The following is a 23,604-nucleotide window of genomic DNA, read 5'->3' on the forward strand; positions in this document are numbered from 1 at the left end:
CTAGCCTGTGGGGGACACCGCTTCCTCAAGAGGGCCTGACCATGTACGCACGCCGCGATGTTCTGCGCGCCGGGGCGGCTATTAGCCTTATGGCGGCCGCACCGTGGCTGGCCGCCGCGCCCCAAGGCCTGCTCACACGCAAGATACCCGCCACCGGTGAAGCACTGCCCGCTATCGGGGCCGGCACGTCTGGTAGCTTTGAAGTAGAGCCGGGTTCTACGGCCTATCGCCAGCTTGAACAGGTGCTCTCGGCGTTCTTCCAAGGCGGCGGCCGGGTCATCGACACGTCGCCGAACTACGGCGGCGCCGACGCTATCCTGGGGCAACTTCTGGAAGAGGGCGGTTGGCACCGCCAGTGCTTCATCGCCACCAAGATTGCAGCCGACAGCCTCGCCGCAGCCCAGACCCAGTGGGCACAAACCCTGCGTAGCCTGCGCACGGAAAAGGTCGACCTATTGCAGGTACACAATTTGCGCGACTGGAAAACCCAGTTGCCCTATGCCCGCGAACTCAAGCAACAGGGCAAAACCCGCTATGTGGGCATCACCCATTACCTGAACAGCGGGCATGAGGAGGTTGCGGCGATCGTCCGCAGCGAGCCACTGGATTTCATCCAGATCAACTATGCAGTCAATGCCCCTCAGGCAGCGAAGACCCTCTTGCCACTGTGCCGCGACAAAGGCGTAGCGGTGCTGATCAACCGGGCCTTCGACGATGGCCGGCTGTTCGCCCAGGTCAAGGACCAGCCGCTGCCAGGGTGGGCCGAGCAGGCTGGCATTGGCAGTTGGGCGCAGCTGTTCCTCAAGTTTGCGATCAGCCACCCAGCGGTCACCGCCGTAATCCCTGCAACCGGCCGGCCAGATCGCCAGCTCGACCAATTGAAAGCGGGTCATGGCCCATTGCTGACCCTGGCGCAGCAACAGGCGCTGATTCAGCAATTTGCGTGACGCGATGACGAACCTGCGGCGCCGTCTGCAACAGCTGCTCGATATCCAGCCCGGTGAAGCACCCGCAGTGCTCGCCGGCCTGCTGTTGTTCTATCTACTGTTCACCGGCTACTTCATGCTGAGGCCCGTGCGTGAAACCATGGGCATTGCGGGTGGTGTAGACAACCTGCAATGGCTGTTCACCGGGACTTTCATCGTCACACTGGTATGCCTGCCGTTGTTCGGCTGGCTGGCCTCTAAAGTACCGCGCAGGCTGATCCTGCCGTGGACCTATGGTTTTTTCGCCAGCAACCTGGTGTTGTTCGCCCTGCTCATGGCCCGGTCGCCTGATGCGGTGTGGACGGCCCGCGCGTTCTACATCTGGCTGTCGGTGTTCAACCTGCTGTGTATCTCGCTGGCGTGGAGCGTGCTGGCAGACCTCTTTTCCACTGAGCAAAGCAAGCGCCTGTTCGGCCTGCTTGCGGCTGGCGCCAGTTTGGGTGGGCTCACTGGGCCCTTACTAGGCGCATTGCTGGTGGCGCCACTGGGTCATGCCGGGTTGCTGGTGCTGGCGGCAGGCTTTTTAGTTGCAAGCATCCAGGCCACACGTTTTCTGCAGCGCTGGCGTGCTGCACAGCCGATCACAAAGCGAGCGCCTATGCCGTCCCGGCAGCCACTGGGCGGCAACCCCTTCGCAGGGGCGACAGCGGTACTGCGTTCACCTTACCTGCTGGGCACTGCCCTGTTCGTCGTTTTGCTCGCCAGTGTCAGCACGTTCCTATATTTCGAGCAAGCTCGCATCGTCAGCCAGACCTTCACCGACAGTACCCGGCAGACACAGGTATTCGGCCTGATAGACAGCTTGGTGCAAGCACTGGCGATCCTCACTCAACTGTTCCTCACAGGGCGCTTGGCTCGGCGGCTTGGCGTGGGCGTGCTTCTGGTGGCAGTGCCCATGGTAATGGCTATGGGCTTCATTTGGCTGGCGATGGCCCCCGTGTTCGCAGTATTCGTAGTGGTCATGGTTATACGGCGGGCCGGGGAATACGCGCTGGTGCGCCCTGGGCGGGAGATGCTGTTCACGGTGCTACCAGCCGAAGACAAGTACAAGGCCAAGAACTTCATCGACACCGTGGTATACCGAGGCGGCGACGCCATAAGCGGCTGGCTCAAACGTGCTCTGGATGTAATGGGCGAGCACCCTCAAGCTGCCATGCTGATCGGTGCGGCTATCGCCACCGGCTGGGCTGTGACCGGGGCATGGTTGGGCCGGCGCCAGGCCCGCCTGGACACCCCGGCACCCCACTGACCGCCACGCCAAATACCCGACGACCGCATATTTAACGCCACCGGTCCGATGGCGGCTGTTTAAAGCGAATCACAGCTGATGGCCGAACTCTGAACCCATGTACGGCACAATTGCCGTGCATCCCGAAGTCATATGAGGTTTCAGACCATGGCCAACAAAGAGAACAGCCGCAGCGGCAATCAACAAGGCAGCCAGGGCGGTACCAAGAACCCAGGCAACTTTGCCAATGACCGTGAAAAAGCATCCGAAGCCGGGCGCAAAGGCGGCCAGCATTCCTCCAGCGACCAAGGCGGTAAAGCCGGGCCAAAAGGCGGCCGTTCGTAAGTGAGGCTACGCGGTGCCGAGGTAACCCGGCACCGCGCATTACAGGTAGGCTACGACCCGCTTGCAATGCCGCTGAGTTGACTGACAATAGCCGGGCCCGTTCCTGTCGACTGGAATCTACGCCCGATGATGCTGACCCCGCTGTTCCCCCAAGTCTCGCCTGAAGACATCCTGTTTGTATTCGCGCTTGAAGCCGAAGCCGGCCAAGTGTTCGGCCATCTCAATACCGTATTTACCGGCATTGGCAAGGTCAATGCGGCTATCACGCTCACCCGTGCCATCACCCGCCATAAGCCTCGGCTGATCGTCAACCTGGGATCTGCCGGAAGTAAACGCCATGGCAAAGGCACAGTGGTGTGCTGCAACCGCTTCGTGCAACGGGATATGGATGTCACCCCCTTGGGCTTCGCCCGCTACGAGACACCTTTTTCGGATACCCCAGTAGTGCTTGAGCATGGCATGGCCATCTCGGGCTTACCCCTCGAAGCCTGCGGCACCGGTGACAACTTCGAAGTGAGCCACGGCGACGCACCCTATGACGTGGTAGATATGGAAGCCTATGTGCTGGCATTAATCGCCCGCAGCGAAAATATTCCCTTTGTCTGCCTCAAATATATTTCCGACGATGCGGGCAGTGAGGCAGCGAGTGACTGGGCCGTGCAGGTGCACCTGGCCGCCGAGGCCTTCAAGCGGGTGCTCTTCCAGCCCCGGTGAGCCACCGGGCGAACAGGCTAAACCTTCCCTGGCCAATGCAGTCACTTGAGTTATCGGTCCATCATTCAGGGGGCATGCTCAATGGCCAGGGCAATCTGGAAAGGCGCAATCAGTTTCGGGCTGGTGCATATACCGGTCGCGCTGAACACGGCGGTAAGCACCGAGCGAGTCGATTTCGACTGGCTCGACAAGCGCAGCATGGACCCGGTGGGCTACAAGCGCATCAACAAGGTGACTGGCAAGGACATCGACAAAGAGCACGTCGTCAAAGGTGTGGAGTATGAAAAGGGCCGCTATGTGGTTATCAGCGAAGACGAAATTTGCAAAGCGCGCCCGGAAGCTACCCAGACCATCGATATCTTCTCGTTCGTTGATGCCGGGGAAATACCCCTGCAGCACTTCGACACGCCTTACTACCTGAGCCCCGACCGCCGGGGCGGCAAAGTGTATGCACTATTGCGCGAAACACTGGCAAGCACCGGCAAGGTGGCGCTGGCCACCGTGGTGTTGCACACCCGTCAGCATTTGGCCTTGCTCAGGCCGCTGGAGGACGCCCTGGTTATGATTACCTTGCGCTGGCCTGAAGAAGTGCGCGGCCTGGATACGCTGGAGCTGGACACCACCGTTACGCAAGCGAAGCCAGACAAGCGTGAACTGGACATGGCCAAGCGGCTGGTCAAGGAAATGTCGGGTAGTTGGACACCCGATGAGTATCATGATGCGTTCAGGGAAACGATCATGGAGCTGGTAGAGGAGAAAGCCAGCAAGGGCAAGATTGAAACGGTCGAGAAGGGCGATGCAGGCGGCACCGAAAAAAGCGCCGATATCATCGACCTTACCGAACTGCTCAAACGTAGCCTCGGGGGGAAAGCAGCTGCGGCAACAAAGAAGAAAACCGCACCCGAGAAAAAGCCGGCCAAGCGTTCGCGCAAAGCGTCGTGAAAGCGTCAGAGGGTTTTCTGCAGCCCCGCCAGATAGTCGCCAAACCCTTCTCGGGCGCGGCTCTCGCGTCGGCTGCTGGTGGCCACGCTGTGCTGCCCGCTCCAGCTGATGGCAACCCCTAACGCCTCCAGCCCCCTGACCAGTTGCACATCCTCATGTGCCGCGAGCGCCTTGAAACCACCCACCAGTGCGTAAGCATGCGCACTCACCCCCAGGTTGGCACCATGAATGTGGCGGTGCCCGTCCTTGTCGTCGTAACGGCTGTGATACAGCCGGCGCAGCGCGGCCTTCTGCCATGGCTCCCACCGCTGCACATGCACCGTCCCACAAACCACCTCCGTGCCGCATCCCAGCTGCGATACCAGCCAGTGCAACGGCACCTGGCTGTCGGCATCGGTGCAGGCCAACCAGGTGGCGCCACGGTCCAGCATCCAGGCGGCGCCGGTACGCCGGGCTTCGCCCACGTTACCGGCCTCAATCGCCACAGTTTCGATGCCATGGCGCAGCGCAACCGCGGCGGTGCTGTCGGTACAGCGGTCAAGCACCACAACGATTTCAACCCTGTGCCCCGCATCCCCGGCATATCGGGCAGCCAGCAGCGCAGCCTTGAGGCAGCGGCCCAGGCGCCGGGCTTCATTGTGGGCAGGGATGACGATGCCGATCATAAGCAGGTCTCGTCGAGGTCGACCACGCTTGGCTGGGCGGACCAGTACGCCATGATGAAATCCGCTTCCTCGTGGCAGAACAGAGGATAGAGGGGAAGGTGCTTTTCCAGCATGCGGTGTACCTCGCGGCCATCTTGAGGGCAACCTGCGATGGGGTGCTTCCAGTGGCAGGTCAGCAGCCCGCCGTCATAGGTAAGGCTGGCGACCGACTGCTCGATAACCTGCAACCAGTCTGCAGGGTCCAGGTAATAGCCCACCTCGCTCAGTACGATCAGGTCGAACTGCCCCCCCGGCCAATCCGCTGGCAAACGCGCCACCTCTGCGTGCACGTGGGGGGCCTCGGCGAGCCGGCCAAGGGTGAGCCTGATGGCGGTAGGGTCGAGGTCCTGGCACACCAGCGCTCCACAGCGCTCGGCCAGCATGACGCTGAGCTCGCCATTGGCGCACGCCGGCTCGAAGACGCGCTGGTAGCACTGCCGCGGCAGGCTGGCCATCAGCAGGTCCCGCTTGCGCTTCTCGTACCAGCGTGTTCGAAAAGCCCAGGGGTCTTCGTTCGTGGCATACAGGTCGGCGAAATACTCGGCGTCAATGCTCATGGCAGCTCCATTCACAGGAAGACCAGTTCGAAGGGTTGCAACAGGCAGTCCAGCAAGTCTGGGCGCAGCACCGGTGGGTTGCAGCCATCCGGTTCAAACTGGCTGGCGTGCGCGGCGATTGCCTTGCGCTTGCGCCCCACCTGGCCTTCATCCAATTGCAAGCGATGGGCCCGTGGCCACGGCAGGCGGGGGTCATCGGGCTGGGCCCAATGCCAGGCCCAGACGGGCACCTCGGCCAGTTGCACTTTGCGGGCAAGGGCTGCCTGGGCCGCCGCCCGGCCGACCGCTTCGTGATCGCAGTGCCCATCGCCCCGCCAGGTGGCCATCAGCAAATCGTCAGGCCGTAGCAGCTGCGTGAGGTGGCTGACCAGAAACGCTTCTTCGCGGGGCAGCTGGCCATCTTTGAGATTGAGCCGTCGCCAGTCCAGGCGGCCGGGGTCCAGGTTAAGTTGCTGCAGCGCCAGGCGGCTTTCCTGAGGCCGCTGGCGGCGCAAGCGATGCTCGGTCCAGTGGCTGGACCCAGGATGGCTGCCTTCGCCATCGGTGGCCGAGACAAGCACCAGGTCCTCCTCTCGCCCCCTGAACCCGGCCAGCAGGCCGCCGGCCATGAGAATCTCGTCGTCCGGGTGCGGGGCGATCAGCACCAGGCGCCGCCCAGGTGGACACAGCTGATGGGCATCCAGCCACGTGGCGCGGGCCAGATGGGCGGATTGCTGCCAGGCAGACCACGGCGTGCCAGGGCTTTCTTCGATCAGGTTTTCGCTCATAACTGCCATACTCCAGCGGGTACCTGTGTGAGTTGTTGGCCCAGCACGGCCAGGTCGCGCTCTGCGTGGCTCTGGCGGATGAACACCGGCAGGTCCGCGCTGAGCCGGGCGAAGTGGCTGCTGCGGCAGAACGGGGTGGCCCCCAGGGCTCGGCCGACGTGGCTGATAACCTGTTCGACCGCCTGTTCGACCTGCGCGCGGGTACGGCGCACCTGCAAGCTGGCATCGGCTTGCGGCTGCTGGTCGATCCAGGCGGCGCATGCACGCAGGGCTGCCTTGGCGCCGTACAACGCAGCATCCACTGCGCCCAGGTGCGCATCGGCGTGGGGGTCAGGGTGCGGCTTGGTGCAGTGCTCGCGCAGGTAGCCAGCCAACGCCTCGGCGGCGCCATACCAACAGGCGGCGATACCACCGCCGCCGTGCCAGAAGCCAGGCCGTGACAGGTATTGGCCGGGCTGGCCGACCAGCACGCCCGGTGTATCGTCGAATTTGATTTCAACGCTGGCGGTAGTGGCCATGCCGACCGCCTGCCAGCGTTCGCTATTCAAGCCCTGGCCGGGCTGTGACAGCTCGATGGCGACCAGTTGCGGACGCATTTCTTCGTCCCACGCCGTGATCAGCGCCCGGTCGACCTGTAGGGCACCCGAGCACCAGGCCTTGCGGCCGCCCAGGCGAACCTGGGTGCCATCCCGCGCAACGATAATGGCTCGAGCGTCAGGAGGCTCGGCCGCCCACACGCCCCAGATTCCGCTCTCAGCGTAATGAGCGGCACCACATTCGGCCATGATCGCCAATGCATCGGTATGGCCCTCGTAAAGCTTCGCCAGGGCCAGATCGCACCCGGCCACCCGGGCAAGAGTCTGCCAGCGCCGCAACGTGTCACCGTGGCCGGGCAATGGTAGCTGGTCCAGATGATCGGCTTGCAGGGCCTGGAGCAGTGGCGGCAATTGCGTATCCAGGCTGAGCGGTTGCGGGCGCTCGCCGAAGGGGCGCAGCACGCGGTCCAGGTGAGTCAGGTCGAGGTCCTGCGCGGTGGTCATTGGCGTCCCTCCTTGGCTTGGTACTGGGCAATCATTGCTCCAGGCCCAATTGTCGGCGCATGCGCGCGGTAATGGACTGCCGGGTATTGCCCAGCGCTGCCCAGGGGTCGTCCACCTCGGCTAGACGCTGCGCGAGGTTGGCGATGGTCCACTGATTGGCGGCCTTGAGCTGGGCCAGCTCTTCCCGCCAGATAGGCACGGAAACCGGCAGGCCTTCGCGGGCACGCAGCGAATAGGCGCAGGCAGTTGTGGCACCTTTGCCATTGCGCAGGTAGTCGATAAAAATGCGGCCCACCCGGTTTTTTGGGCCTGAGACTGCCGTCAGTCGGTCCGGGAACAACTGGGCTAGATAAGTCACGATAGCGTGGCTGAACGCTTTCACCTCTTCCCAGCCCGCCCGGCGCGTCAGCGGCACCACCAGATGAATGCCTTTACCGCCGCTGGTCTTGATGAACACGGTGAGCCCTAGTTCATCGAGCAGGGTCAAGGTCAGCTGGGTAGCCTCCAGCATGGCTTTCCAGGGGAGCGCCGGGTCAGGGTCCAGGTCCAGGACGAACCGGTCCGGCTTGTCGAAGTTGCTATCGATTGCATTCCAGGTGTGCAGCTCAAGCATGTTCATCTGTACGGCACCCAACAGGGAATCTGGCCGATTGATGACCATGGCAGCCTGGCCTGCTTCGGCCTTGTCGTAGCTGCGCAGGTGAGGGATGTGAAACTGCTCGGCGTTCTTCTGAAAGAACAGCTCACCCTCAAGCCCATCGGGGGCACGCACCAAGGCCACGGGTCGGTGCTTGAGTTGCGGGATGATCCACTCACTGACAGCAGCGTAATAGTGGGCAATTTCGCGCTTGGTGACGCCCGTAGTGGCGTCGATCACCCGGTCCGGGTGGGTCAGGCGCAGTTTGCCCAGATCTTCCGGTAGCTCAGTGGCTTTGCGCCTGGCGGTGCTTTTGCCGGCCATGGGTTGCTCCAGGTCTATGTGGCGGGCGGGTTTATCGTGCCGTAGCCCATGGAACACCGCATGGCGAACGATGCCGTCACGGGTCATCTGCGCGTAGGCGACCTCTGCCAGCAGCACTGGCTGCAGCCAGTGAACGCCCCGCGCCTCTGCGCCAGTCGGTGGGTGGGCCAGCGCAGGCTCAGCCACCTGCAACGGTTCGAGGCGGGCACGCAGGCTGGCCAGCGTTGCTGCGCTGAACCCGGTGCCCACCTTGCCGGCATAGCGCAGCTGATGCTTTTCACCGTCATGCAGGGCCAGGAGCAAGGCGCCAAAGCCTTTCCGGCTACCTTTGGGGTCGGTGTAGCCAACCACTACAAACTCTTGGCGGCGACCGCACTTGAGCTTGACCCAGTCAGCGCTGCGCTTACCCAGGTAGGGGCTATCGGCGCGTTTGCCGATAAGCCCTTCCAGCCCAAGGCGACAGGCACTTTGGAGCAACGAATCGACCGGCTGATCGAAATCTGCTGAATACATCAGCCGCCCATCGGCACTGTGTTGTAGCAGCTGTTGCAGGGTTGCACGACGTTGCTGCAAGGGCAGGGGACGAAGGTCTTCACCGCCCAGGAACAGCAGGTCAAAGACGTAATAGACAATGGCATCATCCTGCTCGGTGTCGAACGCATTTTGCAGCGCCTGGAAATCGGCCACTCCCTCGGCATCGTTGACCACCATCTCGCCGTCGAGCCAGGCTGAATCCAACCCCAGTGCACGCAACGCCGCGACCTGGCCTGGCATCTTGGCGGTCCAGTCATGACCGTTACGGGTAAACAGGCGTATATCCTCCCCATCGACACGGGCGAGAATGCGGTAGCCGTCGAACTTCACCTCATAGCGCCATTCACCACGGGGCGCCGTTTCAACCAAGGTTGCCAGTTGTGGTTCAAGCGCTGTCGGCAGCCCGGCGCCCGTTGGCTTGCGTGCAGCCGCCTTGGCTCTCGGTTTTTTGGGCACTTTGGCTTTCGGTATCAAGGTCCGGTCACTGAGCACACTGTCGGGCTGCTCATCCACCACGACGTACTCGCTTTCGGGGCGGGCCTGGCTGTCATTGGATTTGACCAGCATCCACTGCTCTTTCTTGCCCGCCATCCGTGTGCGAAACAGGTTCCACACGCCGCCAAGCTTTTCGCCCTGCAAGCGGAAGCGCAGCTTGCCTTTGGCATAAGCCTCGGCCGGGTTGCCTTCGGGCTCCCATACGCCTCTGTCCCACACAATGACATCACCGCCACCGTAGTGGCCTTCAGGGATATGCCCCTCAAAGCTGGCGTACTCGAGCGGATGATCTTCTACGTGCACCGCCAGCCTTCGTACTTTCGGGTCCAGGGAAGGGCCTTTGGGTATGGCCCAGCTCTTCAGCGTGCCTTCAAGTTCCAGGCGGAAATCGTAGTGGAGGTGGCTGGCATCATGTTTCTGGATGCAGAACTGCAAGGCATGGGCGCGCTTGCGCTTGCCCCCTTGGCCACTGGGCTCCGGCGTGGCATCAAAATCGCGCTTGCGTGCATATTCCGCTAGGGACCTTGCCATCACTGGCTCCACACCATGAGTGTCTTGGTGTTGGGAGGCAACCGTGGAACAGGGAGTTCAATAAATCGGATAGCCCGGAAAAACTCTGAATCTTCCTGCGCCGGGCAGAGTCGACCACAAGTGAGCCACTTGAAGGAGACGCCACATGGCCAAGCCAAACGACCCTAAGCCCTACACACCCACTGAGATCGACAACATTGAAGACCGCATGGGCAGCGTGCACGAACTGGATTTCAGTGAACGCCTGGACGAGCGGCGAGGGCGGGTGGGTGATGAACGGCCTGCAGGTGACATCGAGCAGGAGTTCCCCGCTGAGCGCGTGGCCGAAAGCGGCATGACCGGGGGCGAGGCCCTGACCGACAGCCTGCACGAAGACAACGTGACCTACGATGACCTGAGCCCTGACACGCTGCTGGATGAAACCGGCGCGCGCGACCCGCACGAACCCGGCCATGGCGGCCCGGCAGATATGGCGCTTACCGAGGTGGATGCCGACGAAATTGGTGGTGGTATCGGCCTGGATGAAGCTGAACTGGCCCGCTCCGCGCCGCTGGACGGCGAGCCATGGAGCGATGATGTAGTTGACGAAGATGACCGGAGCCCACAATGAGCGAATTACGATGCGCCTGCACTGAATGTTCCTGCACGGTCAATGCCGTGCCGCAGAATGGCAAGGCCTACTGCTGTGAAGCCTGCGCCACCGGCCACCGCAGTGGCGACCCATGCCGCATGCCGGGCTGCACCTGCGGACAGGTAGCCCAGAAGAAAGAGAGCAGCGTCGATAACGCGCTCGATGAAACCTTCCCCGCCAGCGACCCCATCTCGCCCTGAGCATAGGCTGCCACGCGACCCCGCTGCTCAAAGCGGGGTCGTTAGCTGCTAGCCACTCCCCCCCCCATCTGCCCCATGGCTTATGTCTGCGCAGGCTTCTCGTGCTGACGCATGGCCCTTGCACGCTTCTCCAGCACCAAGTAAGTGATCACTGCCAATACCAGGGGGATGAGGTAGTACAGCGTGCGGTAAGCCAACAGGGCTGCCACCAGGCTGCCCTGGGCCATCTGCCCTTGCAGCAGGCCAAGAAACACGGTTTCCAGCACACCCAACCCGGCAGGGATGTGGGCCACCACCCCCGCCACGCAGCTGATCAACAGAATGCCCAAAATCGACGGGTAGAAGGCCTCGTCCGGCAACAGCCAGAAGATAAGCAGCGCCATCATTGCCCAGTTGCTGGCGCCCAGCACCACTTGGCAAACCGCCAGGCGCAGTGAGGGCAAGGTGAGTTCATGCTCGCGCCAGCGCCAGGTACGCTTCGTCGCAAATCCGCACGCCAGTACATAGCCTAACGACACCGCCAGCAACAGGAAGCCGATCATCTGCAGGCCGGTCGTGCCCACTGCCCAGTGGGACGGCAGCTCTACCAGACGCAGGGCAAACACGCTGCCAGCGATCAACATGTAGCCCATCCAGTTGGTCAACAGCCCCAAGGTCAGGATGCGAGTGATGGTGGGGGTGTCCAGCCCCAGGCGCCCGTACAAGCGGTAGCGCAGGGCAACACCGCCTACCCAGGTGGTGAAGTTGAGGTTGAACGCATAACACACGAACGCGATGGGCAGCACTTGCCTGGCCGGCAGCCGGTGGCCGGTGTAGGCACGCGCCAGCAAGTCGTAGCTGGCGAAGATCAGGAAACTGCACAACGCCATGACCAGCCCAATCACCAGGGTGCTGGGTTTGTAGGCCATCAGCGACTGGCGCACCTCGTTCCAGTCCAGGTTGCGCGCCAACGTGAACAGCAGTGCCGGGATCAGAATCAGGAACAACACGGTAAACAGGCGCTTGGCCCAGGTCTGCCAACGCTTGCGCTCCATCAGGTGTTGCCCTCGTTCAGGTTGCCTTGGGTGGCCACTTCCGGTTGCTGCGGTTCCAGCCGCTTGCGGTGGGCCGGAAACCAGCCCGCAATGCGCGGGAAGTGGCGCACTGCGTGGAAGCACAAGAAAATCAACGGTGCACGCCACCAGTAGCCCCGGATCATGCGCTCCAGGGTCACAGGCTTGCACTGCTCACTGGCCAGCGACTGCAAGTGCTGGTACAGCTGCTGGTTGAAGGCGTGGTCGCGGATAAACAGGTTGGCTTCCAGGTTGAATGACAGGCTCAGGGGGTCGAGGTTGCTGGAGCCCACCGTAGCCCACTGGTCATCGACCAAGGCCACCTTGCCGTGCAGGGGGCGGCGGCAATATTCGTGTATACGCACGCCATCGCGCAGCAGGTAGTTGTAGAGCAAGCGCGACAGTGCACGTACCCAGCGCATGTCCGGCTCGCCCTGCATGATCAGCGTGACCTCTACACCCCGCCGTGCGGCGTTACGCAGTTCACGCAGCAGCCGGTAGCCCGGGAAAAAATAGGCGTTGGCCACCACGATACGTGAACGCGCGTTGCGCAGTGCTTCGAGGTAATACGCTTCTATGGCGGTGCTGCGTTGCCCGTTATCACGCTCCACCAGCACGGCAGTGATATCGCCAGTGGGGGCGGTGACAGGGCGCACGTCACTCGGCGGTTCCAGCACCGGGGACATCAGCCGACGGCTCACCGCGTGCACCTGTGCGACCACAGGCCCTGTGACTTCAACGGCGTAATCCTGTTTGGCCATGGGCCCGAAATCACCGAGGTGATCGGCGCTGTAGTTGATCCCGCCGATGAAGGCGCGCTGGCCATCGATCACCACGATCTTGCGGTGCAGCCGCCTGAACAGGTTGGTCCGCATGCCTGCCAGGCGCGGTTGCGGGTCGAAGAGGTGGAAACGCACGCCGGCATCGGTCATGGCCGCAATGAAATCGGCCGGCAAATCTGCCGTGCCGTAACCGTCAGCCACCACCTCGACTCGCACACCACGGCGGGCAGCATCCGCCAGCACCCGTTGCAGCTGCTGGCCCACCTTGTCGTCGTAGATGATGAAGGTTTCCAGCAGGATCTCTTCCCGGGCCTGGGCCATGGCCTCGAAAACCCGGGGGTAGTACGCCTCGCCATTGATCAACAGTTCGACGCTGTTGCCCTCTACCCAAGGTCTTTTCACACACTGATCTCCGCAGCCAGAGGGGCGTGGTCGGACAAGTGCGACCACGGGTAATTGGACAGCACCTGGGCCTTGGCCGGCATACCGTTGCGCACGTAGATGCGGTCCAGCCGCAGCAGCGGCAGGCGCGCGGGAAAGGTGCGTGCCGGCGCACCGAAGCGCTCACCGAACGCCTCTACCAGCGACTGCGACAGCACCGCGTCAGCCTTCAGCCGCCAGTCGTTGAAATCGCCGGCGATGATCACGGGGGCTTTGGCCGGCAAGCGCTCCAGCAAGGCCAGCAGCAGTTTCACCTGGCTCTGCCGGTGGGCTTCCCGCAGGCCCAGGTGCACGCAAATGGCATGCACCTCATCGTGCCCGGGCACCTGCAGTTGGCAGTGCAGCAGGCCGCGCTCCTCGGTGCCTTGCACGGTCACGTCGAGGTTCTGCGAGCGCAGGATCGGGAACTTGGACAGCAGCGCGTTACCGTGATCGCCATGGGGGTACACGGCATTGCGGCCGTAGGCAAACTGCGGCCACATGCTGTCGGCCAGAAACTCGTACTGGGGGGAGGCCGGCCAGCCGGGGTGGCGCAGCGCGTGCTGCGCATGGCTGCCATGCACCTCCTGGAGAAAAACAAGGTCTGCACCGGTGGCCCTTACCGCCTCCCGCAGCTCCGGCAGGATGAAACGCCGGTTGAAAAAGGTAAAACCCTTGTGCACGTTAAGCGTGAGCACATTCAACCGATGCACGGCTGTGCGGCTCTCGGCGGCGGGGTGGGGCGCAGATAGCGTCGAATTCAAAGCTCTACCTCAGGTTCAGTACCGGGTTCGGTCATCAGGTCGTGGTCCAGGTGCAGTTTTTCCAGCAGGCGCCGTGCGTCATAGGGGGCGTGGACCTTTTGATCGTTATCGAAGTAGCAGTACACGTCACGCGATGCCTTGCGGGGCGGTGGGCCCGGTACGATCAGCCGTGCGTCGTCCGCCTGGTCGCCCTTGGTCCATCGCTCGATGCGGTGCTTCCAGCGGCGCAGGGCGGCAACCGTATAGCCGCTGCTGTGCAGCTCCACATCGCCATGCAACCGCATGTACACGAAGTCAGCCGTAAGGTCCTCGGCATAGGGCCACTTGCCTGCGCTATCGGCCACCACCAGGGCAAGCTTGTGGGCGCGCAGCAGGTCGACGAAGGCGTCGCACATGAAACTGTCGTGGCGCACCTCAACCGCGTGGCGCAAGGGTGTATTGCCGGTGATCTCAGCACCGCCGTTGCCCTTGAGCCGTTCACTGCAGTTTTTGGCACAACGCCGGGCCGCGGCCCGGTCGTGGGGCAACAGTTGGAAGAACTCGGCGAAGCGGGCTTGATCGAACTGCATGTTGGGCGGGAACTGCCACAAGAACGGGCCTAACTTGTCGCCCAACATGAGCGGCCCTGACGCAAAGAAGTTGGCCAGCGGCTCCTTGATGTCCTTCAACCGGCGCACATGGGTGATATAGCGCGGCGCCTTGACTGAAAACACGAAATCATCGGGCGTGGCCTGGGCCCAGCCAAGATACCGCTCAGGTGTTTGCAGGCTGTAAAACGAGCCGTTTATCTCGATGGTGTTCACCGCCCGTGAGGCGAAGGCGAGTTCATCGTCCTGCCGCAAGCCCTGGGGGTAGAAATCCTTGCGCCATGGGCCATAGCGCCACCCTGAAATGCCAATGCGCACGTCGCTCACGGTCCCTCCTTACTGCTTGTCGCCCCGTTCATCCATGCGACCGATGCAGCTACCCGGTGGTTCAGCCACTGATGCCCAGCGGCGCATGGCGGGTGGATTGAACTTTGCCGGCCACTGCGCTTCCACCGTTCAGCAAGAAGGCAATGCACCACGCACTCAAACGAGCCTTCTGGAGACAGGCATGGCCAGACACATCATCCATTTCACCGGCCCCATCAACTCGTCGACGTGCGGCAACCTCATCAATACCTGCACAAAAGCTCTGAACCAGGGCGCAGAGGTGCTGCAACTGAACATCGCGACCATGGGCGGTGAATGCAGCTACGGGTTTACCCTGTACAACTACTTGCGGGGCCTGCCTGTCAGTGTGCATACCCATAACCTGGGTACCGTGGAGTCGATGGGCAATATCCTGTTTCTGGCGGGTGATCACCGTACCGCCTGTACCCACAGCAAGTTCCTGTTCCACCCGTTTCACTGGACCTTGCACGGCTCCGTCGACCATGCGCGCATGGCCGAATACGCGATGAGCCTGGACTACGACCTGCGGCTGTATGCAGAGATCGTCTCGGAACGTACCCAAGGTGGCAGTGAAGTACTGGACGTGCCCCGTTACCTAATGGCGGCCCCGCGCATACTTGGTCCGCAGGAAGCGTTGGACAGTGGTCTGATCCATGGGATAGACGAGATGCCCATCGAGGCTGGCGTGTGTCAATGGAGTGTTCACGCCTGACGAGCGCGTTGTGGCAGCCTGCTAACGGACAGAAGCAGCGGTAGAGGCGTCACAGGCGAGCAAGGAGCGTATAAGGTCCTTTATTTCGCCTTTCAATGCCGCGACATGGTCGATATGGGCAAAGCGAAAGTCAGCGATCTCGTGCATGGCGCAAGGCTTTGGGGCGTCGTCAAACTCTGCTTCGAACACGTAATGCATCCGTTCGGTGGACTCGTGGCGCATCAGCAGCGTGAGGTTCATGGCCTGCAGGCCAGTTTCTTCGAGCAACTCACGCTCCGCCGCCTGGGCAGGTGTCTCACCGGGTTCGACCTTGCCGCCGGGCAGCGTCCACGGCGCTTTGTGCTTGCGCACCCACAACCATTTATGGCCGTGCTTGCCATGGCGGCAGATGATGGTGGCGCGGGCTTTGGTCGATTTCATGCAGGCTCCTGGTGACGCATATTCCTATGAGGAATTAGTCACCAGGAGACACACATTGGTGTCTTGAGGGCACGTCAATCCCGACGAACGGTCAGTACGGCACCGATCCGTGCAGGTTTTCGATAGCCTCTACCAATTCGTCGTAGCCAACCGGCTTGTTCAGGTGGCGGTCGAACCCGGATTGCCGAGACTTGTGCTGGTCGGCGCTGGCCCCGTAGCCCGTCAGGGCAATTGCCGGGACATGCTTCAGATGGTCCAGCGCACGGAGTGCCCGAATCAGAGCATGGCCATCCATCACCGGCATACCGATATCGGACAGGATGATGTCGTAACGCCCCGTTTGCGCGGCCGCCAGGGCCTGTTGCGGGTCACTGAAGGCACTTACCCGGGCGCATTCCATTTCCAGCAACTGTTGCATCACATCCAGTACCTCCGGCGAATCGTCCACCAGCAATACATGGATGCCGCTCAGCCGGCCATCGGTGTCGGGGTCGCTGGGTGCCACCGGTGTGACCTGGCCGGCGTGCGCCAAGGGCAGGGTAACGGTAAAGGTGCACCCCTGGCCGATGCCAGCCGACTGCGCATGCACGGTGCCGCCGTGGGCTTCGACCAGTTGCCGCACCAGCGACAGCCCGATGCCCAGGCCCTCGCGGGCCGGGTGCCCCCCTTGGGGCGCAGCCTGGCTGAACAGGTCGAAGATGTGCTCCAGGCTATCTGGCGTGAGGCCGATGCCCTGGTCGATGACGCGCAGCGATACCTTCGCCTCGTCGTGGCTCAGCGCCAGGCGGATCGGGCTGCCGGGCGGGCTGAACTTGATGGCGTTGTTCAACAGGTTCCAGATCACCTGTTCCAGGCGGGTGTTGTCGCCGTCGATATACAGCGGCAAACCGTCGGCTGGCAGCTCCAGCAGCACGCCCGAGGCCGGCTGCTCACTCACTACCACGGCGTGGATGCCTTGCACGATGGCCGACACATCCACGGGCTCGGTCTTGAGCTTGAGTTTGCCGGTGCGAATGCGCGCCACATCCAGCAGGTCATCGATGATGCGTGCCTGGCTGGTGACCGCATCACGAATGGTCGCCACCGCCTTGCTCGCAGCGCCCATGTGCACCACGGATGGCAAGCGCCGAAGGATCTCGGCGTTGAGCTGGATGAGGTTGAGCGGGTGCTTGAGCTCGTGCGACATGATGGCGAAGAACTCATCCTTCAGGTGGCTGTTGCTCTGCGATTCGGCCAACTGCTTGCTCTGCTCGTCATGCAGCCGTTTGAGGCCGGTGAGGTCGCGGGCGATCTTGACGAAGCCGCGCAGGGAGCTGCCTTTGAGGCGTGAGATTTCACCGCTGGAAAAGAAGCGGCTGCCGTCCTTGCGCACATGCCAACGCTCGTCCTGGCCCCGGCCATTCACCCGGGCGGCGTGCAGTTCGTGCTCGGGCACACCGTGCTGGCAGTCTTCTTCAGTGAAGATGAGCTGGTAGTGCTGGCCCATCACCTCGGCCTTGCTGTGGCCGAAAATCAGCGTGGCACCGGTGTTCCAGTCGGTGATCAGGCCCTGTTCATCCAGCAGAATGATGGCAAATTCATGGGTGCTTTCGGCCACCACCCGCATGCGCTCTTCGCCCAGGCGTACGCGCTCTTCGGCGGCGCGGCTCTTGCTGATGTCGATGAAGGTGAGTACCGCGCCGTCGATCTTCTTTTCGCTGGAGCGGTAGGGCAGCAACCGCGCCAGGTACCAGTGCTGGTCCTTGCCGCCAATTTCCCGCTCGATGATGTGCTCGCCTTTGACCACGGCCCGGGCATCATCCCCCAAGGCGGGGTAGTCCAGCCGGTGGGTGATGTCGAGCAGGGAGCGGCCGGTGTCCACCGGCAGCATGTTGAACAGGTCGGTAGCACGGGGGGTGAACCAGCGGATGTGCAGATTGCGGTCGACAAACACCGTGGCGATATCGGTACTGGCGATCAGGTTGCTGAGGTAGTCGTTGACCTTGTCGGTTTCCTCGACCTTGTTCTTCAGCTCGTAATTGACCGTCAGCAGCTCCTCGTTGATGGACTGCAGCTCTTCCTTGCTGGTTTCCAGCTCTTCGCTGGCCGAGCGCAGCTCCTCGTTGATCGCCTGCATCTCTTCGTTGGAAGCGGTCAACTCTTCGCTGGAAACTTCCGACTGCTCAATGGTTTCCTGCAATTGCAGGCGCGTGCGCTGCAGTTCGCGCTCAAGGTTGTTCAGCACCATGCTGTCGGTTTGGCGGATGGCGCCCGGCAACGGGAGCGACAGGTCTGGCGCGCGCTCGTCGAACACCACCAGCAGGTACTCGCCGGTGCTGAACTCATCCTTGTGGGGCTGAACCGTTATTTCCACCTGGGAGCGCTGTTCACCTTCGCCCAGGTCAACCGGCCGGGAAGTGACGGCTTCGCTACCCTGGCGTGCCTGGAATAACGAACTGCGCAGGGCCAGGCGCAAGCTGGGCAACACCAGGTTGAGCAGGTTACGGCTCAGCTCGCCGCCACCTAGCTGCATGTAGCGGCCAACCCCTTCACTCAGGTGCAGGATGGTGCCTTCGCCGTCGATGATGAGGCTGGGTGGGGTGCATCGCGCCAACGCCCGATGGTGCACTTCGGCGAAATCAGGCTTGCGTGCTGCTTTTGCCTTGCCTGGAATACGCACCTGCAGGTTGGGCAGGTCGGCCCCCGTCAACTGGCGGCCGGAACGCGGGTTGCTATGGTTGACTTCGCGCGCACGGTAAATACGGTTGCGTTTGTCGACCACGGCAAACAGCTCACTGGCGAGTTCGGCGGACTCTGATGTGCCCAGAAACAGGAAGCCGCCCGGGCGCAGGGCAAAATGGAACATCCGCAGGATGTCCTTCTGGATCTCCCGGTCGAGGTAGATGAGCAGGTTGCGGCAGACGATCAGGTTCAACTGCGAGAACGGTGGATCAGACAGCAGGTTGTGCCGCGCAAACAGCACCTTCTCGCGGATTTCCTTGCGCACGTGGTAGTGCTGGTCTTCCCTGACGAAGAACTGGCGTAGCCGGGAAGGCGGCACGTCGGTCACGATCGATTCCGGGTACGACCCCTGGCGGGCATTGACGATGGCCCGTTCGTCCAGGTCGGTGGCGAACACCTGCACCTGGCTGGCGCGCTGTTCCACGGCAAGTTGCTCGCAGGCAAGGATTGCAAGGCTGTACGCTTCTTCGCCGGTGGAGCAGCCGGCAGACCAGATGCGAATCTCGCCTGCACCTTCGCTGGGGTCCGGTTCGCTGACCAGCTGTGGCAACACGTGCCGCTCCAGGGCCTCGAAGGCTTCCCGGTCGCGGAAGAAATTGGTAACGCCAATCAGCATGTCGGCGAGCAGGGCTGCCGACTCGTCCTGGTGTTCTTCAAGGTAATGCAGGTACGCGGCCAGGTCGGGCTGACCGGTGACGTGCAGGCGCCGTTCGATACGGCGCAGCACGGTCGCGCGTTTGTAATGCTGGAAGTCGTGGCCGGTGACGCTGCGCAGTTGCAGCAGTATTTCCTCAAGCAGGGGCTCGGAGGCTTGCGGGTCGCCTGCCCGAGTACCCAGGGCAGGTGGCAGCGTGTCGTCGTCAATGCGGGGCAGCTTCACCTGGCAGGCATTGTGCCACAGCTCCATGAGTTTCTGCGCCAGTTCCGCAGCCGGCAGCACCACATCCACCAGGCCGGTCTCGATGGCGGCCCGGGGCATGCTGTCGTATTGCGCATCGTCCGGGCTCTGCACCAGGGTCACGCCGCCTTGCTCCTTGATACGCGAGAGGCCCACCGCGCCGTCCGCGCCGGTACCGGACAACACGACGCAGAACGCATGGTCCTTGTGCACGTCGGCCAGGTCACGGAAAAACAGGTCGATCGCCACGTGATCGCCGCGGCGACGGTTGGCCGGCGCTACACGCAGATAACCGTCGTTGGTCGACAGCCGATTGGCAGGCGAAATGACGTAGACGTGGTTGCGCTCGATAGGCACCGGCTCGGTGACCTGGCGCACTGGCATGCTGGTGGTTTCCTGGATGATGCGGTCGGCGACGCTTTGATGGTCGGGCGACAGGTGCAGCACGATGACAAAGGCCATGCCGGAGTCAGCCGGCATTTGCCGGAACAGGGTGCAGATGGCCTCCATGCCACCCGCCGAGGCGCCGATGCCGACCACGGGGAAGTCCAAGTGGCTGGGGCTGAGATTCGACGGGTGGGGCGCGGCGGGCTGGTTAGCGGTCGACTTCATGGCGGTGCCTTGTACAGACCTGACAGACAGCCCATCGACGCATCGCCGGGCAGGAAGGCGGCCATTATAGGCACCGCGCCTGGGGATTCGCGAGCGCTCTGATATTACGCCAATGGTTGGCCTGCAAGTTTTTGGCATCCTGGCGCGCCGGGGGCGCTGTGCAGCCCAGGCTTCACATCCGATGGAATTTTTGGCCAGTCCCAAGACTCCATCCTTGGGTCATCCATGGAAAAGAGGAGGGTCGAGCGATGCCTAGTCCCCAGCTGTACATCATCGACTACAAGCTTCACGGGGAGCTGCGCAGTTTCATCATCCGCCTGGAGCGCATGGACAATGCAGAGGCGTGGCATTGGGCAAGCTGTGATGCCGGGATTGGCATCATCCCGAAATTCGGGCGCGAGAAGATCCGCAAGGTCAGCCGGCCAATGGCTGAACGGTATGGCGTCACCGACGTGAGCTGGCGTATTTCAGGCAGCAAGCCCAACCAGTCAGTTGAAGACCCGGCGACCACTGCCTGAAACCACCTTTAATAACGCCCTGTCAGGCCCCTGACTCCGGATCACTGGCAGGCACCGCTGGCCGGTTTTGCTCGTCATCTGCTATGCCAGGGTCTGTGTCAGGGTCATCCACCCGGTCGTTACGCCGGTCTGGTTCGAGTTCCGGCCAATCATCCTGCACGTTACCGCCACCCATCCAGTGCCTGGTACTCATGTTTGCGCCCTCCGTCCGGGTAAAAGGGCCCGCCTATGGGCGGGCCAACACAGGAGTGAGAGGCCAAGCCACCGATGACCTCTCATAGTGTGAGAAGCGCTTAATGTGTGAGAGGTCCCCGTCAGTTGGCTCAAGCCGGACCAACGGTTCAACTGCCGGTGTACTTGACTGCGGCAGCGGTGCGGGAGCTGACGTTCAACGCTTTCAACAGTGATGACACATGGATGCGCACGGTGAACGGCGAGATGTCCAATTCCTTGGCGATTTCCTTGTTGGTCTTGCCTTGGGCAATGAGTTGCAGCACTTCCTGCTGACGCTGGGTGAGCTGCTCCACGCCCTGCTCGGCGTCGAGGCTGGGCAGCAACCCTGAAGGCAGGTACCGGACCAGCACATCGCCCTGGCGAATGGCCAGGATGGCCGCCCCGATTTCATCAGCGCCCAGGCTCTTGCCAATAAACCCGTCCACGCCTGTGGCCATGACCTGCTCGATGATCATCGGGTCATCCACCATGGACACGATGATCAGCGTAGTGCGCTGCCACTGCCGGCGCAGCTGCGCCAGGCTGGCGATATCCGTCAAACCAGGGAAACGCAGGTCCAGTATCAGCGTATCTGGCACGTCCCCGACCACGGCCAGGGCGATCACCTCGTCCAGCCTCCCTGCTTCTTCCACGCAGGCACCCGGCAGCACGCGCTGCACGGTGCGCACCATGGCTTCCCTGAACAGCGGATGGTCATCCGCCACAATGATGCGACACTTCACGCTTGGCAACTCCCTATGGCCGCGGTTGGATCCAACCATGTTAACTTAGCATCCCCTCCAGGAAGGGCCTGCTCGCACTCGCTTGATTCAGCCGCACGGAAAGGACAATGCCCATGGAACTGGACAAGAACACTGAACTGGACCAAGCGAACCTGCGCCTGGTGGTGGGCAGTTGTGCACTGGTGTACGTCAGCCTGCTGGTGTTTCTGCCCGGCAGCACGCCTGGCGTCCATCTCACCGTAAGCTGCTACATTTTCATTTTTCTGTTGGTGTCGGTGGCTTTGCGCCAGGCCATCGCCCGCTGGCCCGGCCACTACCCCTGGCGGCGGGTGCTGGGCATGGTGCATGACTACACCGGCACCTGCTTTGGCCTTGTGGTAGGCGGAGAGCCCGCATTGCCGCTGTATGCAGTGATGGTGTGGGTGAACCTGGGCAACGGCATGCGCTTTGGCTCGCGCTACCTGGCGATTGCTACCGGCCTTGCGCTGGTGGCGCTGCTGGCCGTGTACCAGATTACCCCGTACTGGCAGGCCAACCCGTTCATGGTGCTGATGCTGCTGGTCACCAGCACGGTGATACCCGGCTACGCCCACTTGCTGCTGGAACGCACCCGCAAGGCCTCGGAGCAGGCGGCGGCGGCCAACCGCGAAAAATCGCGTTTTCTGGCCCAGGCCAGCCATGACCTGCGCCAGCCGATTCACTCCATCAGCCTGTTCACGGCGTGCCTGCGCGAGGCACGGCTGGGGGAAGAAGAGCGCAGCTTGGTGGACAGCATCGACCGCTCGCTGTTGAACGTGTCGCAGCTGTTCCGTTCGATTCTCGACCTGTACACCCTGGACAACGGCCGTGTGCAGCCTCGCTACGAAACCTTTGCGCTGGGCGAATTTCTGGCCGAGCTGTTGCGCCAGAACGCCGAAGCAGCCCGGTGGGCCGGCGTGGACATGCGCCTGCGCCCCTGCACCCACTGGACACGGGCTGACCGCGGGATGCTGGCCACCATGGTGCAGAACGTGCTGTCCAACAGCTTCAAGTACGCCGCGCAACGCCCACTGCTGATTGCCGTAAGGCGCTGTGGTAACGGGCTGGCCATTGTCATCTGCGACCAGGGCAGGGGGATCGACCCGGCGCACCAGGCGCTGGTCTTCGAAGAGTTCTATCGGGTACGGCAGGTGCGTGACAAGGACATCGAAGGCGTGGGGCTGGGCCTGTCGATTGTGCGCAGGCTGGGCCGGTTGATGGGTTTGCACGTGCAATTGCGCTCGCGGCTGGGGCATGGCACCACACTGGCCCTGCAAGGCTTGCCGCGCCTGGCTGCGCAAACCCAAAAGGCCGTTACCGAACAGACACTGGCAGCACCCGGCATGCTGAGCGGCTTGCGCGTGTGCCTGATCGAGGATGACCACAACGTGTTGCGCGCGACCACCGGGCTGCTGCAGCGCTGGGGATGCGAGGTGGCTGCGCACAGTTCGGCGCAGGTCACCAACCGTGACTGCGACGTGATCGTGGCGGACTATGACCTGGGACAAGAGGCGACCGGTGTGGATTGCATTGAACGGTTGCGGGCGCAGCGGGGGTGGGCAGTACCAGCGCTGATCATGACCGGCCATGACCCGGACAGAATCCAGGCAGTGGTGCAGGGTCGCGACATCGCGGTACTGTCCAAACCCGTGCGCCCAGCCGAGCTGCGGGCCGCCCTGCGCACGTTGCGCGAAGGTTCGGCGGCGCCGGTCGGTTAAACCAGCGCTGTATCAGCTGCTACTGCAGCCTCGGGGTTTCGCCTTCCTTCACGCAGCTGGGTGAAGGTTGGTAGATACCCATCCCCGCCACCGCCACCAGGCCGCCGCTCGGGATCTGACACTCGAATCGTCCTTTGCCAGTGGCTGCCGTGTAATAGGTAATGGTGCTGTCGTTGCGCACGTCCGCGATCCGGGACACCTTGGTGTTCAGCACCAGTTCGGTACGTTGCTTGAGGGTTTCGTCAGAAGGCTTGACGGTCTGGCAGCCGGCCACGCCGACCAGGATGGCGGCACTGATGAGCAGTTTGAAGGGGGTCATGAAGAAGCTTCCTTGGCGGTGTTATCCCCAGACTATAAACCCACGAGTCAGGCGGGGCGATTAGGACGGATGTACTAAATAGCCAGAGGCCACCACCTTGCTTAATCGCTTGTGCAGCCGTCGC

24 protein-coding genes are annotated in these 23,604 nt (G+C 62.4%); 10 read left to right on the forward strand and 14 right to left on the reverse strand.

Annotated elements, in window-relative coordinates:
• Window positions 1-41: 41 nt before the first annotated feature.
• From PPA02S_RS05835 to ku, 5 genes are all read left to right on the forward strand, one after another.
• Entirely contained in the window at window positions 42-947 is a 906-nt protein-coding gene (locus tag PPA02S_RS05835) for an aldo/keto reductase (protein WP_028634024.1), read from the forward strand.
• A gap of 4 nt (window positions 948-951) precedes the next feature.
• Window positions 952-2,235, forward strand: a complete 1,284-nt coding sequence (locus tag PPA02S_RS05840; protein WP_028634023.1) for an NTP/NDP exchange transporter — start codon at window positions 952-954, stop codon at window positions 2,233-2,235.
• A 147-nt stretch (window positions 2,236-2,382) separates the two neighbouring features.
• Window positions 2,383-2,559 (forward strand): con-10 family general stress protein, encoded by a 177-nt coding sequence (locus PPA02S_RS05845; RefSeq protein WP_028634022.1) that lies wholly within the window; start codon window positions 2,383-2,385, stop codon window positions 2,557-2,559.
• Between the two features lie 126 nt (window positions 2,560-2,685).
• On the forward strand, window positions 2,686-3,273 hold the full coding sequence (locus tag PPA02S_RS05850) for a 5'-methylthioadenosine/S-adenosylhomocysteine nucleosidase family protein (RefSeq protein WP_028634021.1): 588 nt from the start codon (window positions 2,686-2,688) through the stop codon (window positions 3,271-3,273).
• 81 nt (window positions 3,274-3,354) lie between these two features.
• Window positions 3,355-4,215, forward strand: a complete 861-nt coding sequence (ku, locus tag PPA02S_RS05855; protein ID WP_028634020.1) for a non-homologous end joining protein Ku — start codon at window positions 3,355-3,357, stop codon at window positions 4,213-4,215.
• Window positions 4,216-4,220: 5 nt separating this feature from the next.
• Here the strand turns inward: ku and PPA02S_RS05860 are convergent, their stop codons facing one another.
• Genes PPA02S_RS05860 through ligD form a run of 5 tightly spaced genes read right to left on the reverse strand, consistent with a single transcriptional unit; the run spans window position 4,221 to window position 9,804 of the window.
• Window positions 4,221-4,880 (reverse strand): glycosyltransferase family 2 protein, encoded by a 660-nt coding sequence (locus PPA02S_RS05860; protein ID WP_028634019.1) that lies wholly within the window; start codon window positions 4,878-4,880, stop codon window positions 4,221-4,223.
• Window positions 4,877-5,476, reverse strand: a complete 600-nt coding sequence (locus tag PPA02S_RS05865; protein WP_028634018.1) for a class I SAM-dependent methyltransferase — start codon at window positions 5,474-5,476, stop codon at window positions 4,877-4,879. Before PPA02S_RS05865 ends, PPA02S_RS05860 begins: the two co-directional genes overlap by 4 nt.
• Window positions 5,477-5,487: 11 nt before the next feature.
• Complete coding sequence (locus PPA02S_RS05870) at window positions 5,488-6,243, reverse strand: PIG-L deacetylase family protein (RefSeq protein WP_028634017.1); 756 nt, start codon at window positions 6,241-6,243, stop codon at window positions 5,488-5,490.
• Window positions 6,240-7,283, reverse strand: a complete 1,044-nt coding sequence (locus tag PPA02S_RS05875; RefSeq protein WP_028634016.1) for an acyl-CoA dehydrogenase family protein — start codon at window positions 7,281-7,283, stop codon at window positions 6,240-6,242. Before PPA02S_RS05875 ends, PPA02S_RS05870 begins: the two co-directional genes overlap by 4 nt.
• A gap of 31 nt (window positions 7,284-7,314) precedes the next feature.
• Complete coding sequence (gene ligD / locus PPA02S_RS05880; RefSeq protein WP_028634015.1) at window positions 7,315-9,804, reverse strand: DNA ligase D; 2,490 nt, start codon at window positions 9,802-9,804, stop codon at window positions 7,315-7,317.
• A 145-nt stretch (window positions 9,805-9,949) separates the two neighbouring features.
• Here ligD and PPA02S_RS05885 point away from each other — a divergent pair, with 145 nt between their 5' ends.
• Complete coding sequence (locus tag PPA02S_RS05885; RefSeq protein WP_028634014.1) at window positions 9,950-10,414, forward strand: hypothetical protein; 465 nt, start codon at window positions 9,950-9,952, stop codon at window positions 10,412-10,414.
• Entirely contained in the window at window positions 10,411-10,635 is a 225-nt protein-coding gene (locus PPA02S_RS05890) for a metallothionein (RefSeq protein ID WP_028634013.1), read from the forward strand. Before PPA02S_RS05885 ends, PPA02S_RS05890 begins: the two co-directional genes overlap by 4 nt.
• Before the next feature lie 80 nt (window positions 10,636-10,715).
• Here the strand turns inward: PPA02S_RS05890 and PPA02S_RS05895 are convergent, their stop codons facing one another.
• Genes PPA02S_RS05895 through PPA02S_RS05910 form a run of 4 tightly spaced genes read right to left on the reverse strand, consistent with a single transcriptional unit; the run spans window position 10,716 to window position 14,567 of the window.
• Window positions 10,716-11,669, reverse strand: a complete 954-nt coding sequence (locus PPA02S_RS05895) for a lysylphosphatidylglycerol synthase domain-containing protein (RefSeq protein ID WP_028634012.1) — start codon at window positions 11,667-11,669, stop codon at window positions 10,716-10,718.
• On the reverse strand, window positions 11,669-12,871 hold the full coding sequence (gene clsB, locus PPA02S_RS05900) for a cardiolipin synthase ClsB (RefSeq protein ID WP_028634011.1): 1,203 nt from the start codon (window positions 12,869-12,871) through the stop codon (window positions 11,669-11,671). Before clsB ends, PPA02S_RS05895 begins: the two co-directional genes overlap by 1 nt.
• Window positions 12,868-13,653 (reverse strand): endonuclease/exonuclease/phosphatase family protein, encoded by a 786-nt coding sequence (locus tag PPA02S_RS05905; RefSeq protein ID WP_028634010.1) that lies wholly within the window; start codon window positions 13,651-13,653, stop codon window positions 12,868-12,870. The genes clsB and PPA02S_RS05905 overlap by 4 nt, the downstream gene beginning before the upstream one ends.
• Window positions 13,650-14,567 carry a DUF72 domain-containing protein gene (locus tag PPA02S_RS05910; protein WP_028634009.1) on the reverse strand — a complete coding sequence of 306 codons (918 nt, stop codon included), beginning with the start codon at window positions 14,565-14,567 and terminating at the stop codon, window positions 13,650-13,652. Before PPA02S_RS05910 ends, PPA02S_RS05905 begins: the two co-directional genes overlap by 4 nt.
• 181 nt (window positions 14,568-14,748) lie before the next feature.
• Between PPA02S_RS05910 and PPA02S_RS05915 the strand changes: the two genes are divergently transcribed.
• Window positions 14,749-15,300 (forward strand): ATP-dependent Clp protease proteolytic subunit, encoded by a 552-nt coding sequence (locus PPA02S_RS05915; protein WP_028634008.1) that lies wholly within the window; start codon window positions 14,749-14,751, stop codon window positions 15,298-15,300.
• A gap of 21 nt (window positions 15,301-15,321) precedes the next feature.
• Here PPA02S_RS05915 and PPA02S_RS05920 read toward each other — a convergent pair whose 3' ends face one another.
• Both PPA02S_RS05920 and PPA02S_RS05925 read right to left on the reverse strand, forming a co-directional pair.
• A complete protein-coding gene (locus tag PPA02S_RS05920; RefSeq protein WP_028634007.1) occupies window positions 15,322-15,720 on the reverse strand; it encodes an NUDIX hydrolase in 399 nt (132 codons plus the stop codon).
• Between the two features lie 91 nt (window positions 15,721-15,811).
• Window positions 15,812-19,951, reverse strand: coding sequence for a CheR family methyltransferase (locus tag PPA02S_RS05925; protein ID WP_028634006.1), 4,140 nt, complete (start codon window positions 19,949-19,951; stop codon window positions 15,812-15,814).
• A gap of 248 nt (window positions 19,952-20,199) precedes the next feature.
• Here PPA02S_RS05925 and PPA02S_RS05930 point away from each other — a divergent pair, with 248 nt between their 5' ends.
• Window positions 20,200-20,469 carry a DUF6555 family protein gene (locus tag PPA02S_RS05930; RefSeq protein WP_028634005.1) on the forward strand — a complete coding sequence of 90 codons (270 nt, stop codon included), beginning with the start codon at window positions 20,200-20,202 and terminating at the stop codon, window positions 20,467-20,469.
• Between the two features lie 22 nt (window positions 20,470-20,491).
• Here the strand turns inward: PPA02S_RS05930 and PPA02S_RS22965 are convergent, their stop codons facing one another.
• Together PPA02S_RS22965 and PPA02S_RS05935 are read right to left on the reverse strand one after the other, a co-directional pair.
• Entirely contained in the window at window positions 20,492-20,662 is a 171-nt protein-coding gene (locus PPA02S_RS22965) for a hypothetical protein (RefSeq protein ID WP_154660081.1), read from the reverse strand.
• A gap of 148 nt (window positions 20,663-20,810) precedes the next feature.
• Window positions 20,811-21,425 carry a LuxR C-terminal-related transcriptional regulator gene (locus tag PPA02S_RS05935; RefSeq protein WP_028634004.1) on the reverse strand — a complete coding sequence of 205 codons (615 nt, stop codon included), beginning with the start codon at window positions 21,423-21,425 and terminating at the stop codon, window positions 20,811-20,813.
• A 113-nt stretch (window positions 21,426-21,538) separates the two neighbouring features.
• Between PPA02S_RS05935 and PPA02S_RS05940 the strand changes: the two genes are divergently transcribed.
• Window positions 21,539-23,161, forward strand: a complete 1,623-nt coding sequence (locus PPA02S_RS05940; RefSeq protein WP_028634003.1) for an ATP-binding response regulator — start codon at window positions 21,539-21,541, stop codon at window positions 23,159-23,161.
• A gap of 19 nt (window positions 23,162-23,180) precedes the next feature.
• On the opposite strand, the gene PPA02S_RS05945 is transcribed toward PPA02S_RS05940, so the two are convergent.
• Window positions 23,181-23,480 (reverse strand): hypothetical protein, encoded by a 300-nt coding sequence (locus PPA02S_RS05945; RefSeq protein ID WP_028634002.1) that lies wholly within the window; start codon window positions 23,478-23,480, stop codon window positions 23,181-23,183.
• Between the last annotated feature and the right edge of the window lie 124 nt (window positions 23,481-23,604).

This window comes from Pseudomonas parafulva NBRC 16636 = DSM 17004 (assembly GCF_000730645.1).
GTDB lineage: Bacteria > Pseudomonadota > Gammaproteobacteria > Pseudomonadales > Pseudomonadaceae > Aquipseudomonas > Aquipseudomonas parafulva.

Coding starts and splice junctions, on each gene's coding strand:
- PPA02S_RS05835 (WP_028634024.1), top strand. CDS start 42: ATGTACGCACGCCGCGATGTTCTGCGCGCCGGGGCGGCTATTAGCCTT.
- PPA02S_RS05840 (WP_028634023.1), top strand. CDS start 952: ATGACGAACCTGCGGCGCCGTCTGCAACAGCTGCTCGATATCCAGCCC.
- PPA02S_RS05845 (WP_028634022.1), top strand. CDS start 2,383: ATGGCCAACAAAGAGAACAGCCGCAGCGGCAATCAACAAGGCAGCCAG.
- PPA02S_RS05850 (WP_028634021.1), top strand. CDS start 2,686: ATGATGCTGACCCCGCTGTTCCCCCAAGTCTCGCCTGAAGACATCCTG.
- ku (WP_028634020.1), top strand. CDS start 3,355: ATGGCCAGGGCAATCTGGAAAGGCGCAATCAGTTTCGGGCTGGTGCAT.
- PPA02S_RS05860 (WP_028634019.1), bottom strand. CDS start 4,880: ATGATCGGCATCGTCATCCCTGCCCACAATGAAGCCCGGCGCCTGGGC.
- PPA02S_RS05865 (WP_028634018.1), bottom strand. CDS start 5,476: ATGAGCATTGACGCCGAGTATTTCGCCGACCTGTATGCCACGAACGAA.
- PPA02S_RS05870 (WP_028634017.1), bottom strand. CDS start 6,243: ATGAGCGAAAACCTGATCGAAGAAAGCCCTGGCACGCCGTGGTCTGCC.
- PPA02S_RS05875 (WP_028634016.1), bottom strand. CDS start 7,283: ATGACCACCGCGCAGGACCTCGACCTGACTCACCTGGACCGCGTGCTG.
- ligD (WP_028634015.1), bottom strand. CDS start 9,804: ATGGCAAGGTCCCTAGCGGAATATGCACGCAAGCGCGATTTTGATGCC.
- PPA02S_RS05885 (WP_028634014.1), top strand. CDS start 9,950: ATGGCCAAGCCAAACGACCCTAAGCCCTACACACCCACTGAGATCGAC.
- PPA02S_RS05890 (WP_028634013.1), top strand. CDS start 10,411: ATGAGCGAATTACGATGCGCCTGCACTGAATGTTCCTGCACGGTCAAT.
- PPA02S_RS05895 (WP_028634012.1), bottom strand. CDS start 11,669: ATGGAGCGCAAGCGTTGGCAGACCTGGGCCAAGCGCCTGTTTACCGTG.
- PPA02S_RS05915 (WP_028634008.1), top strand. CDS start 14,749: ATGGCCAGACACATCATCCATTTCACCGGCCCCATCAACTCGTCGACG.
- PPA02S_RS05920 (WP_028634007.1), bottom strand. CDS start 15,720: ATGAAATCGACCAAAGCCCGCGCCACCATCATCTGCCGCCATGGCAAG.
- PPA02S_RS05925 (WP_028634006.1), bottom strand. CDS start 19,951: ATGAAGTCGACCGCTAACCAGCCCGCCGCGCCCCACCCGTCGAATCTC.
- PPA02S_RS05930 (WP_028634005.1), top strand. CDS start 20,200: ATGCCTAGTCCCCAGCTGTACATCATCGACTACAAGCTTCACGGGGAG.
- PPA02S_RS22965 (WP_154660081.1), bottom strand. CDS start 20,662: ATGAGTACCAGGCACTGGATGGGTGGCGGTAACGTGCAGGATGATTGG.
- PPA02S_RS05940 (WP_028634003.1), top strand. CDS start 21,539: ATGGAACTGGACAAGAACACTGAACTGGACCAAGCGAACCTGCGCCTG.
- PPA02S_RS05945 (WP_028634002.1), bottom strand. CDS start 23,480: ATGACCCCCTTCAAACTGCTCATCAGTGCCGCCATCCTGGTCGGCGTG.